The sequence below is a fragment of the Saccharomonospora iraqiensis subsp. paurometabolica YIM 90007 genome (assembly GCF_000231035.2).
GTDB classification, from domain to species: Bacteria; Actinomycetota; Actinomycetes; order Mycobacteriales; family Pseudonocardiaceae; genus Saccharomonospora; species Saccharomonospora paurometabolica.
Window position 1 is genome coordinate 40,398 of record NZ_KI912216.1, and the last position, 11,218, is coordinate 51,615.

Annotated in this window: 15 protein-coding genes; 7 read left to right on the forward strand and 8 right to left on the reverse strand. The window is 72.2% G+C overall.

What is annotated here, in order from left to right; translation table 11 throughout:
* The 3 genes from SACPADRAFT_RS26030 to SACPADRAFT_RS0206885 form a co-directional block, all read left to right on the forward strand.
* On the forward strand, positions 1-299 hold a 299-nt coding region (locus SACPADRAFT_RS26030; protein WP_007024957.1), incomplete at its 5' end, for a TOBE domain-containing protein.
* Between the two features lie 4 nt (positions 300-303).
* Positions 304-1,098 carry an HAD-IIA family hydrolase gene (locus tag SACPADRAFT_RS0206880; RefSeq protein WP_007024956.1) on the forward strand — a complete coding sequence of 265 codons (795 nt, stop codon included), beginning with the start codon at positions 304-306 and terminating at the stop codon, positions 1,096-1,098.
* Between the two features lie 41 nt (positions 1,099-1,139).
* Positions 1,140-1,943 (forward strand): metallophosphoesterase, encoded by an 804-nt coding sequence (locus SACPADRAFT_RS0206885; protein ID WP_007024955.1) that lies wholly within the window; start codon positions 1,140-1,142, stop codon positions 1,941-1,943.
* A gap of 19 nt (positions 1,944-1,962) precedes the next feature.
* Here SACPADRAFT_RS0206885 and SACPADRAFT_RS0206890 read toward each other — a convergent pair whose 3' ends face one another.
* From SACPADRAFT_RS0206890 to SACPADRAFT_RS0206910, 5 genes are all read right to left on the reverse strand, one after another.
* A complete protein-coding gene (locus tag SACPADRAFT_RS0206890) occupies positions 1,963-2,517 on the reverse strand; it encodes an SRPBCC family protein (RefSeq protein WP_233357132.1) in 555 nt (184 codons plus the stop codon).
* Positions 2,518-2,592: 75 nt separating this feature from the next.
* Positions 2,593-2,964, reverse strand: a complete 372-nt coding sequence (locus SACPADRAFT_RS0206895; RefSeq protein WP_007024953.1) for a YccF domain-containing protein — start codon at positions 2,962-2,964, stop codon at positions 2,593-2,595.
* Positions 2,965-3,091: 127 nt separating this feature from the next.
* Positions 3,092-4,126: an ion channel gene (locus SACPADRAFT_RS0206900; RefSeq protein ID WP_007024952.1), complete on the reverse strand. Its 1,035-nt coding sequence runs from the start codon at positions 4,124-4,126 to the stop codon at positions 3,092-3,094.
* A gap of 63 nt (positions 4,127-4,189) precedes the next feature.
* Complete coding sequence (locus SACPADRAFT_RS0206905; protein WP_007024951.1) at positions 4,190-5,161, reverse strand: R2-like ligand-binding oxidase; 972 nt, start codon at positions 5,159-5,161, stop codon at positions 4,190-4,192.
* On the reverse strand, positions 5,158-5,781 hold the full coding sequence (locus SACPADRAFT_RS0206910; protein ID WP_007024950.1) for a TetR/AcrR family transcriptional regulator: 624 nt from the start codon (positions 5,779-5,781) through the stop codon (positions 5,158-5,160). Before SACPADRAFT_RS0206910 ends, SACPADRAFT_RS0206905 begins: the two co-directional genes overlap by 4 nt.
* Positions 5,782-5,862: 81 nt before the next feature.
* Here SACPADRAFT_RS0206910 and SACPADRAFT_RS26035 point away from each other — a divergent pair, with 81 nt between their 5' ends.
* Positions 5,863-6,543, forward strand: coding sequence for an HAD family hydrolase (locus SACPADRAFT_RS26035; protein WP_007024949.1), 681 nt, complete (start codon positions 5,863-5,865; stop codon positions 6,541-6,543).
* A 25-nt stretch (positions 6,544-6,568) separates the two neighbouring features.
* Here the strand turns inward: SACPADRAFT_RS26035 and SACPADRAFT_RS0206920 are convergent, their stop codons facing one another.
* A complete protein-coding gene (locus SACPADRAFT_RS0206920) occupies positions 6,569-6,802 on the reverse strand; it encodes a hypothetical protein (protein WP_007024948.1) in 234 nt (77 codons plus the stop codon).
* A gap of 157 nt (positions 6,803-6,959) precedes the next feature.
* Here SACPADRAFT_RS0206920 and SACPADRAFT_RS0206925 point away from each other — a divergent pair, with 157 nt between their 5' ends.
* The 3 genes from SACPADRAFT_RS0206925 (at position 6,960) to SACPADRAFT_RS0206935 (ending at position 9,229) form a co-directional block, all read left to right on the forward strand.
* On the forward strand, positions 6,960-7,346 hold the full coding sequence (locus SACPADRAFT_RS0206925) for a cold-shock protein (RefSeq protein ID WP_028662285.1): 387 nt from the start codon (positions 6,960-6,962) through the stop codon (positions 7,344-7,346).
* A 220-nt stretch (positions 7,347-7,566) separates the two neighbouring features.
* Positions 7,567-8,013 carry an RrF2 family transcriptional regulator gene (locus SACPADRAFT_RS0206930; RefSeq protein ID WP_007024946.1) on the forward strand — a complete coding sequence of 149 codons (447 nt, stop codon included), beginning with the start codon at positions 7,567-7,569 and terminating at the stop codon, positions 8,011-8,013.
* A gap of 13 nt (positions 8,014-8,026) precedes the next feature.
* Positions 8,027-9,229 (forward strand): globin domain-containing protein, encoded by a 1,203-nt coding sequence (locus tag SACPADRAFT_RS0206935; RefSeq protein ID WP_007024945.1) that lies wholly within the window; start codon positions 8,027-8,029, stop codon positions 9,227-9,229.
* A gap of 81 nt (positions 9,230-9,310) precedes the next feature.
* On the opposite strand, the gene SACPADRAFT_RS0206940 is transcribed toward SACPADRAFT_RS0206935, so the two are convergent.
* Both SACPADRAFT_RS0206940 and SACPADRAFT_RS0206945 read right to left on the reverse strand, forming a co-directional pair.
* Entirely contained in the window at positions 9,311-9,814 is a 504-nt protein-coding gene (locus tag SACPADRAFT_RS0206940) for a DUF2771 family protein (RefSeq protein ID WP_007024944.1), read from the reverse strand.
* 10 nt (positions 9,815-9,824) lie between these two features.
* A partial coding sequence (locus SACPADRAFT_RS0206945; RefSeq protein WP_084258340.1) for an MFS transporter occupies positions 9,825-11,218 on the reverse strand: 1,394 nt, incomplete at its 5' end.

An 11,218-nucleotide genomic window follows, 5' to 3' on the forward strand; every position in this document is an offset into this window, starting at 1 on the left:
GGGCGCCCGACCTCGAACCGGGCGGCCCGGCGGTGGCCGTGTTCGCGCCGGGGGCGGTGGCGGTGTATCCCGCCGGGACCGACCCGGTGGGCTCGCCCCGCAACGTCGTGGACACCGTCGTCACCGCCGTGGAGCCGCACGGCGGCGCCCTGGTGCGCGTGCGGACCGCGGCCTCGGTGACCGCCGAGGTCACCCCCGCCGCGGTGGCCGATCTCGGGCTGGAGCCGGGGACACCGGTGCGATTGGCGGTGAAAGCCGCCGCAATCACCCTGCACCCGGCCGCACAGGCGATAGGTTGACCCCATGACCGAGCGGCAGTGGAACTACCTGACCGACATGGACGGCGTGCTGGTGCACGAGGACCGCCTGGTGCCCGGCGCGGACCAGTTCCTCGCCGAGCTGCGGGACGCGGGCGCGCGGTTCCTCGTGCTGACGAACAACTCCATCTACACCCCCCGCGACCTGCGGGCGCGGCTGGCGCGCACCGGCCTGGACGTCCCCGAGGACGCGATCTGGACCTCCGCGCTGGCCACCGCGCGGTTCCTGCACAACCAGCGTCCGGGCGGGTCGGCGTTCGTCATCGGCGAGGCGGGGCTGACGACCGCGCTGCACGAGGCGGGATACGTACTCACCGACGTCGACCCGGACTACGTCGTGCTCGGGGAGACCCGCACCTACAGTTTCACCGCCATCACTCGGGCGATCCGGTTGATCGAGCAGGGCGCCCGGTTCATCGCCACCAATCCCGACCCGACCGGACCGAGCCGGGAGGGCCTGCTGCCCGCGACCGGGTCGGTGGCGGCCCTGATCGAGCGGGCCACCGGGCTCTCGCCGTACTACGTCGGCAAGCCCAATCCGCTGATGATGCGCTCGGCGCTGCGGGCGCTCGGGACACACTCCGAGCAGACCCTGATGATCGGCGACCGGATGGACACCGACATCCACTCCGGGATCGAGGCGGGCCTGCGGACGATCCTGGTGCTCAGCGGGATCTCCGACCGCCACTCCGCCGAGCGCTACCCCTACCGCCCCACGCTGGTGGTCGACTCCATCGCCGACCTGCTCGGACGCACCGCCGACCCGTTCGAGGTGGGCTGACCGAGGGGCCGCGCCGGCGGAGGCATATCGTCGCGGGCGTGATGGAGGAGTCCACGTTCGTCGTCGGTGACGTGCACGGGCACCACGACGAGCTCACCGAGGCACTGCGCGAACACGGGCTCGTCGACGAGGCCGACGACTGGGCGGGCGGCCGGGCCCACCTGTGGTTCCTCGGCGACTTCGTCGACCGCGGGCCGGACGGGGTCGAGGCGATCGACCTCGTCCGCAGGTTGCAGCGGCAGGCGGACGCGGAGGGCGGGTTCGTGCAGAGCCTGCTCGGCAACCACGAGGTCCTGCTGCTGGGCACCCACTTCTTCGGGGACACGCCGGTGTCGTCGGACACCGACACGCGCAGTTTCGCGCGGAGCTGGACGCTCAACGGTGGTCAGGTCGCCGACCGGGACGCCCTCACCGACGACCACGTCGAGTGGCTGGTCTCCCGGCCGGCGTGTGCCCTGGTCGACGACCACCTGCTGGTGCATTCGGACACGCTGGAGTACCTCGGGTGGGGCGGCGACGTCGCGGCGGTGAACGAGGCCGTGCGCGAGATTCTCACCTGCGACGACATCGAGCGGTGGTGGGACCTGTGGCGCAGGCTGACCACCCGCTTCGCGTTCCGCGGCGCCGACGGCGGGCGGGCGGCGGACACGCTGTTGGCGGCACTCGGCGGTGCGCGCGTGGTGCACGGCCACAGCGTCATCGCCGACCAGCTCGGCGTTCCCCCCGTCGAGATCGACGGGCCGGTGCTCTACGCCGACGGCCGCGCCCTCGGCGTCGACGCGGGACTGTTCGCCGGCGGCCCGTGTCTGGTGGTGCGGCTGCCCTGGGAGCCGGGGCGGGGCTGAGCCACCGGACGGTTCCGGGCTACGGGGCGGATTCGGCGAGTGCCCGGATCCCGTCCAGGGTGGCGTGCATCCCCCGGCGCAGCTGCGCGAGTCGGCCCGTGACGATCGCCTCCTCGTGCTCCGGTGCCCGCGTCACCGCCGCGGTCAGCCCGGACGGCGCCGTACCGAGACGCACCGCGAGCCGCAGCCGTGTTCCCCTACCGGCGGGGTCGAGGACGAACCGCCAGGTCGCTGTCGGGTGCGCCGGGTCGGTGCCCGCCGGGCCGAAGCGGCCGTCGGCGTCGAACACGGCCCAGCCGAACACGCACGGTGCGGTGTACTCCACGACCTCGCAGACGGTGCGCCAGTCACCCAGCACGTCGTTGCGGTTGTGCCCCTCGAACCGCGCGCCGACGGCCGGAACGTCCGCCCCGTCCAGCCACCGCACCGTGTGCAGTTCGGGACTGAACCGGGTGGGCAGCTCGATGTCGGCCACCAGGTCCCAGACGACTCCCGGCGGTGCGTCGACGGGGACGGCGACCTCCTCCGTCGGCCGGTCGGCGATGCGCATGTCTTCCCCCGGTGATCTCGGCACGTCGATGGGGAGACGGTAGCCGCCCGCCGCCTGCGCGTCGCGGGTCCCCCAGCACGTGGTTGCGTGGGTGAGCCGTCAGGTGGACACGACCTCCCGGCCGAGGGGCAGCAGCGACACCGGCACCATCTTGAAGTTGCCGAGCCCCAGCGGGATGCCGATGACGGTGAGGCACAGGGCGATCCCGGTGGCGATGTGCCCGATCGCCAGCCAGAGCCCGGCCACGAGGATCCACACCACGTTGCCCAGCATCGACGGCACCCCGGCGGTGCGGCGTTCGGTGACGGTGCGGCCGAAGGGCCACAGCGCGTACCCGGCGATCCGGAACGACGCCAGCCCGAACGGGATCGTCACGATCAGCAGACAGCACAGGATCCCGGCGACCACGTACCCCAGCGCCAGCCACACCCCGGCCAACACCAACCAGATCACGTTCAACACGGCGTTCATCCCGCCAGTCTCCCGTACCCCGGTCGGGTGGTGCCGTGAAGGGCACGTTCCCTGCGCGTGGCGCAGTGAATGTGCCCCTCGCTGCGTGTGACGCAGGGAAGGTGCCCTTCACGGTCACTACGGACGGTCACCGTGCCCGGGCGAGGGTGTGGGCGATCTCGGTGGGGGTCAGGGGGGTGGCGCTGACGTAGTAGAGCGTCGAGCCGGGAGGGAGTTCGTCCTGCCAGTCCGGGTTGACCAGCAGGCGGTCGCCGGTGCGGGCGGCCAGCAGCGTGGCACCGTGGTTGCGGCCGAGTGCGGTCCGGCGGGTGTCGACGAGGACGGGGCCGACCGTCTCCGGCAGTGTCACCGAGTAGGTGTTGGCGCCGCCGTGCGTCATCAGTTCCGCGTAGACCTCCGTGATCCCGGGCGACTGGAGCTCCTCGGTGATCATCCGCGGGCTGTGCCACTGCACGGGGCGGATCCGTTCCCCCACATAGCTCAGCAGGGAGGACCGTTCCATGTCCCGCAGGGTCACCACGGTGTGCGCGTCCCGGTTGAGGTGATCGACGGCCAGCGTGACGGCCAGCGCCTCGTTGTCGTCGCGGACGTCCACGAGAATGCGGGCCGCCCGGTCGACCCCGGCGCGGCGCAGCACCCCGGCGTCGGTGAGGTCGCCCCGGACGAACTCGACGGGTTCGCCCGGCACCGGGTGGGTGACCACGTCGTCCCAGGTGCCCAGCACCAGGTCGCCGCCGTCCTCGGCGCGGAGTTCGGAGACCACCCGTTCGGTGCGCCCGGGCAGGTATCCGAGCAGCACCGTGTGTCCGGACAGGTTCACCGTGATCGCTCCCTGCATACGTTGTCCCCTCGCCTTCTCCAGCAGCGACGCGAGCTTGGTGAACACCGTCGTCAGCGCCGCGATCCCGCCCACGATCACGTAGGCGCCGACGACGTGCCCGGCGGGTGAGGCGGGGGAGAGATCGCCGTAGCCGACCGTCGCGGCGGTCACCACGAAGTACCACCAGTAGTTCGCCGGTTCGACGAGCTCGCTGCCGTCCGGTTCGGCCAGTGCCATCAACGGCCAGCTCGTGAGGAAGACGAACACGGTCACGGCGATCGGCGTGACCCACGAGGTCAGCAGGCTGATCCTCGCCAGGAGCCGGGACAGGATGAACGGCACGTGCGCTCCGGGTCGGGGGTGGGTGGCCGGACACCGTTGTAACACGGTGCCCGGCCGGCGGAGTCACCGTGCGGCGGCCTCGGCGAAGGCCTTCTCGTCCTCGCGGTTGAAGGTCTCCTCCAGCTGCTCGGGGGAGTAGTCCAGGTCGATCTCGGCGACGTCGGCGCCGCGCGCGGACTCGATGGCGCCGAGCCTGCGCTGGGCGCGGTCCGCCGCGTACTGCACGAACTCCTGGTTGTCGACGTCGAACGGCTGCTCGTCGAACTGCTCGTTCACCCACTCGATCATGCCGAGCGCGTGCGGGAGGAGTTCCCCCATCCGCTGCTGGACGACCTCCCAGAGGGAGTCGTCGGCCGCCACGTGCCGTCGGCAGGTGAACGTGCCCCACGCCATGTGCCTGCGCTCGTCGTCGCCGATGCGGCGCACGAGCTGCTGCATGCCCGGCAGGATGCCGCGCCCGGTGCAGATCTTCTGCCAGGCGTAGTAGCCGGTCAGCGCGAGGCTGCCCTCGATGACGTGGTTGTAGGTCACGCTCGCCCGGATCTGGTTGACCGGGCTCGGGTCCTCGGCGAGGACACCGAGCGAGGTGGGCAGTTCCTCGTAGAACAGCTTGCGGTAGTGCGGGTTCTCCGCCACGAAGGAGTGCAGGTCCCCGGTGAGGCCGACGGTGTCCATCCACCGCCGGAACACCTCGGTGTGCTTGGCCTCCTCGAAGCAGAACTGGCTGAGGTACATCTCGTCGGCCAACCTGCCCTCGGCCGCCATCGCCTTCATGAACGGTTGGATGTCCTCGGTCACCGCCTCCTCGCCCGCGATGAACTGTGCGCAGAGGTAGGTGGCCGAGCGGCGCTGCTCGTCGTCGAGGGACTCCCAGTGCTCGCGGTCGGCGCTGAAGTCGAGGTCGGCGGGGTTCCAGAACTTCGTGTTGCCCTTGACGAACAGGCGCAGCGGGAACGAGTCCCAGTTCAGTCCGCCGCGGCGCAGGGACTGGAAGCCGTCGCGGCGCTCGGCGCCGGTGTCCAGGGTGCCGGTCATGGGAACTTCCCTTCGGTCACGTCGTTGTGGGTGGGGGCCGGGGTGGCGTCGAGCAGGGGGCCGAGGACGGCGCACACACCGTCCGCGGCCCCGGTCGGCGACGCCGTGGGCAGCACCAGGTAGCTCAGCGTCAGCCGGGTGGCGGTCTCGGCGACGAACCGGGGATCGGGCAGCTCCGGCCGTTGCTCCCGCAGATAGGACTCCGCCATGTCGGTGGCCGCCCGCAGGACCGGTTCGCCACGGGTGGTCAGCAGGGGCAGCAGGTCCTCGGCGACCTCGGTGCCGGTCACGGCGGCGACCAGCGGGTTCTCCCCGGCGTGTTCGATCGTGTAGGCGGTGGCGGCGTGCAGTCCCGCCAGCACGTTGTCGGCGGTGCACAACCGGTGCTGAATGCCGTCGGTGAACTCGGCGAGTGTGCGCAGGGCGACCGCCTGCACGAGCGCGCGTTTGTTGCCGAATTCGTTGTACACCGTCTGCCTGCTGACCCCGACCCGGGTGGCGACGTCGGCCATCCGCACCCGCGCGTAACCGCGGTGGGCGAGCAGGGTGGTCGCGGCGTCGAGCAGCTCCTCGCGCAGGGACGACCGGACACGCCGGGCATAAGTGGTGGTGCGGGACACATCGTGATCTTGACATCTGTCGGCGCCATGTCAATTGCTTTGACACCGTTTTGCAGCATGTCAAGAAATTAGGGTGGCTCCGTGCGACTCTGCGTGGGCTTCGACCTGGACATGACCCTGATCGATCCGCGACCGGGCATGGTCGTGGCCATGGACCGGCTCGCCGAGGAGACCGGCTACGCCTTCGACGGCGAACGGTTCGCCGCGAACCTGGGGCCGCCGCTGGCGAGCGTCCTGCGGGAGTTCGGTGCCCCCGCCGACCGGATCGGCGATCTGGTGTCCCGCTTCCGCGCCGACTACCCGGACGTCGTGGTGCCCCGCACCGTCGCGCTGCCCGGTGCGGAGGCGGCGTTGGCCGCCGTGCGGGCGGCGGGCGGCCGCGCGCTCGTCGTCACCGGCAAGTACGCTCCGAACGCCGCCCGGCACCTGGCCGCGCTCGGCTGGTCGGACCACGTCGACGAACTGGTCGGCGACCTCTGGGCCGCGGGCAAGGCCACGGCCCTGACCGCGCACGGGGCGCAGATCTACGTCGGCGACCACACCGGGGACGTCGAGGGCGCCCGTGCCGCGGGGGCGATCGGCGTCGGCGTCGCCACCGGGCCGTGTTCGCCCGCGGAACTGCGCGACGCGGGGGCACACACCGTGCTCGGCTCACTCGCGGAGTTCCCCGGGTGGCTGGAGTCCGTATTCGGCGGTAGCCCCTCCGTCAGCGGTAACCCGTCCGGCACCGGTACGGCCGGCCCCGTCGAACCGCTCCGGTGAGCACGGCCGGTGGCGGCTCCGGCCGCTACCGGCGGCGGTGCTCCCGGACCAGGGCGATCAGTCCGAGCCCGAGACCGAGCGGGGTCAGCACACCCGCCACGGCCGACAGCCACACCGGCAGGTCGGAGAATCCGGCGGCGAAGAGGACGAACACCACGACCACGGCCAGCATGCCGAGCGCGAACATCCCGATACCGACCCGCATCAACCACGGTTTGCGCGTCGAGGCGGAACTTGTGTCGTGGACAGCGGTCTCCATGCCGCACATCCTAGAGCGGCGCAATCACCTTCGCCGTCGCGCCCGTGGCGAGATACGCTTGTCCGGTGCGCGTCCTGGGTACGCCTGGGGCGCGTTCGTCGTGCGGGGCCGTGGTGACGACGGCCCGTTGCAGGAGAGCGAAGGAACGGTGAGGGCAGTGCCGACCGGCAAGGTCAAGTGGTACGACGCGGACAAGGGGTTCGGCTTCGTCACACAGGACGGAGGAAAGGACGTCTATATCCGGAAGTCCGCGCTGCCGGAAGGTGTCGAGGCTCTCAAGGCGGGTCAGCGGCTGGAGTTCGGGGTCGCCGACGGCAAGCGCGGCCCGCAGGCCCTCTCCGTCCGGTTGCTCGACCCTCCGCCGTCGGTGGCCGAGGCCCGGCGCCGTCCCGCCGAGGAACTGCACGGCATGGTCGAGGACATGATCAAGCTCCTGGAAGCGCGGGTGCAGCCCAACCTGCGCAAGGGGCGCTACCCGGAGCGCAAGAACACCAAGCGCATCGCCGAGGTGATGCGCGCGGTGGCCCGCGACCTGGACCCGTGACGTCCGGCGCCGGGCGCACGGCGGTCGGGTAGCCCGCCCGCGCGCTCCCCGATCTCCGAACGGGCGCGTGGTCGTCAGTGGACGACCACGCGCCCGTTCGCGTGTCTCCTCCCGTCCACGGCGGCGCCCCCTGGGGGCGCCTCGGCGACAAAAGCGGACCCTCGGAGTCGTGTATCACAAAACACGCATATGTGACTCCTGTTCGCGATAGCGTGCCGCCGTGCAGCTCAACCGGTCCACCGACATCGCCCTGCGGGTGCTGATGTTCATCGCGGTGCGCGACGGCCGCCACCGGGTCGACGACCTCGCCGAGGCGCTCGCCGTGCCCCGGCACCACCTGGCGAAGGTGGTGCAGCGGCTCCAGCACACGGGGCTGCTCACCACGGTCCGGGGCCGCAGCGGCGGCGTGGAGCTCGAACCCGGGGCCCGGGAGATCCCCGTGGGAACCGTGGTGCGGTGGTTCGAGGGCGACGACGAGGTCGTCGGTTGTGAGGACCCGCCGTGCCCGCTGCGCGGGGGATGCCGGCTCCGCTCCGCGTTGCACCGGGCCCACGAGGCGTTCCTGCGCAGCCTGGACGAGGTGTCGCTGGCCGACCTCGTCCACGACCCGACCGGTCCCGTGCTGCTCACCATCGGACGGCGTCCCGGAGACACCGGAACGCCCTGACAGGGAGGACACCATGCTCTCGGCCGACTCCGAACGGGTCATCCGGGCGACACTGCCCGTCGTGCGCGACCACGCGCCCGAGATCACGTCGCGGTTCTACACCGACATGTTCGCCGCGCACCCGGAACTGCTGAACCTGTTCAACCTGGGCAACCAGGCCAACGGCGAGCAGCAGCGGGCACTCGCCGCGGCCGTGGTCGCCTTCGCCGAGCACCTGGTGGGCGAGCGGGAGGTCGACTTCGGCCCGATCGCGGACCGGATCGCGCACAAGCACGTCTCTCTCGGTGTGCAGCCCGGGCAGTACCCGATCGTCGGCAGGTACCTGCTCGGTGCGGTCGGCGCGGTGCTCGGGGACGCGGTGACCGACGCGGTGCGCACCGCGTGGGAGGAGGTCTACTGGCTGTGCGCCTGTGAACTCGTCGCCGCCGAGGCGCGGATGTACCAGCGCGCCGACGTGGACCCGGCCCGGCCGTGGCGGCCCTGGCGGGTCGCCAAGCGCGTGGAGGAGGCCGAGGACGCCGTCTCGTTCACCCTCGTGCCCGCCGATGACGGCCCGGTGCCCGACTTCCGGCCCGGGCAGTACGTCTCGGTGGCGGTGACGCTGCCGGACGGCCGGCGGCAGCCCCGCCAGTACTCCCTGTCCCAGGGGCCGGGGCACGGGTCGTTGCGGATCACCGTGCGCCGGGTGCGCGGCGCCGGGGACACCCCGGACGGCCTGGTCTCGAACTTCCTGTGCGACACGGTGGCGGCCGACGACACGCTGCTGCTCGGTCCCGTGGCGGGGGATCTCGTGCTGGACGACGGCGACGACCCGGTCCTGCTGATCAGCGCCGGGATCGGGGTGACCCCGATGGCGGGGATGCTGGACCACCTCGGGCGGAACCAGCCGTCCCGCACGGTGGTCGCCGCGCACGCGGACCGCTCGCCCGGACGCCACGCGCTGGCGGCCGACGTCGCCCACTGCGGGGATCGGCTGGCCGACTTCCGGCAGCTGTGCTGGTACGAGACCGGCGCTACCGGGGGCGCGCTGCCGGGCCGGATCGACCCGGACACGCTGCCGTTGCCGGACAACGCCCGGGTGTACCTGTGCGGGCCGCTGCCGTTCATGGCCCGGGTGCGGGCGGTGCTGCGCGGGCGCGGTGTGCCCGCCGAGCGGATCGCCACCGAGGTCTTCGGCGCCGGGATGGTCTCCGACGAACCGGCCGCGACGCGCTGAGTCCGAAGGGTCGCGTCCCACCGCGGATCGCGGGTGCGCCTCCGCGGTGGGACGGACCGGGCCCGCGCGGGGTCGGGGCCGTCAGGACGGGTCGATGCGCAGGGCCCATACGGCGCGGGCGACGAGCTGCGGCCGCCCGGACTCGTCGACGATCGGGTTGCCCTGCGCGTCGGCCGCGTAGGCCCCGCCGAGCTGCTGGACCTCCACCACGAGCAGCTGTTCGGCCGGTGCCTGGGGCACGGCCGTGTAGGCGTGCCGCTCTCCCGGGGTGAACACCTCCTGCCGGATCGGCCGCACCGTCCCCGCGGAGTCGGTGTACTGGACGTTGACCAGCCACGGGGTCTCGGCGACGTCCGCGGGAACCGAGATCTGCACCGGCTCGCCCGCCCGCACGTCGAGAACCGGGCGCTCTCCGTGGGACTCGCAGGAGGTCACCTGCGCGTCGCAGTAGCGCCACGGCTCCGCGCGCACCGACTCCCCGTCGGCGTAGAAGGTGACCTCGGGGGGTGCGGGCGCCGAGCAGCCCGCCAGCACGGCCGCACCGGCCGCCAGCGGCGCCACCCGTGCTACTACTTTGCGTCGCATGTGGGCGAGACTACGAGCCGCCGCCGACCGGAGCGGTCTCGGGGCTGCCCCGCGTACGCTGCCTCCGGCGCCCGGGGAACCGGGAGGGCAGCAGCGACGTCCCGCGCCGCACCAGCCAGGTCTGGGCCAACCCGAGTGCGAGCAGCGCCGACACCACGAGGAACCCGATCCAATACGTCGGCGGCAGCAGTAGCCCCACCGCTCCACCGGACACCCATGCCAGCTGCAGGACCGTCTCCGACCGTCCGAACGCCGACGCGCGAGACTCCTCGGGCAGGTCGTCCTGGATGACCGCGTCCAGGCTGTTCTTCGCCAGCGCGCTCGCCGTCGCGCCCACGAGACCCACCACGGCCGCCGTGGCCAGGCCGGACAGCACCGCCGCGAGCACGGTGGAGCCCAGCGTGGCCGCCACACAACCGAGCACGAGCTGGTCGGGTCGGCCGAACCGCATCCGGGACCCGAGCGCGTTGCCGAGGAAACCGCCCGCCCCCGCCGCCGCGCCGATCACACCGAGCAGCAGGAGCTGGACGAACGGACTCTGCCCCGCGTCCTCGGTCTGCGCCTTCACCGCGAACGCGGCGAACATCATCAGAAAGCCGGTCAGCACCCGGATCGATCCGTTGCCCCACAGCCCCACCACGACGTGCCTGCTCAACGGTTGCCGCCGCGCCGCGGCCGGGCGGGGAGCGGTCAGTGAGGCCGGCACCTCGCCCTCGGTGACCTCCACCCACGCCGGAATCCGCAGGGCCAGCACCGCCCCCGCCACGCACAGCACGGCGGTGAACCACAACGCGCCCGCCGACCCGAACGCCCAGTTCACCCCGCTCGCCACCGCGCCGAACACCCCGCCCGCGGCGAGGCCGAACACGGCCAGTCGGGCGTTGGTCGTGGACAGCGTGATCTCCGGCGGCAGCACCCGGGGTGTCACGGCGGCCTTGAGCACCAGGAACGACTTCGACAGCACCATCTTGCCGAGCGCGGCCGGGTACAACAGCCAGGTGTCGAAGTTCAGCGCCATGACCACGCACATCAGGGCCGCGCCCACCGAGGCGAGGCACATGGCCAACCTGCGGCCCCGCTGGATGCGGTCGAGCGCGGGGCCGATCACCGGCGCCACCAGGGCGAACGGCGCGATGGTGATCAACAGGTAGAGGGCGACCCGGCCGCGGCTCTCCCCGCTGCTCGCGGCGAAGAACAGGGTGTTCGCCAGCGCCACGGCCATGGCGGCGTCGCTGGCGTAGTTCAGCATCACCGCGTACGTCAGCGAGGTCAGCCCGGACCTGTCCGCCCCGTCCGCCCGCGTGGCCCGCTGGAACAGCGCGACGGCGTTGCCGCCGAGCTCACGGCCGCGCAGTGCGGCGACCCGGGTGACGGTCAGCTTCCGCGGCATCCGCCGGCCGTCGG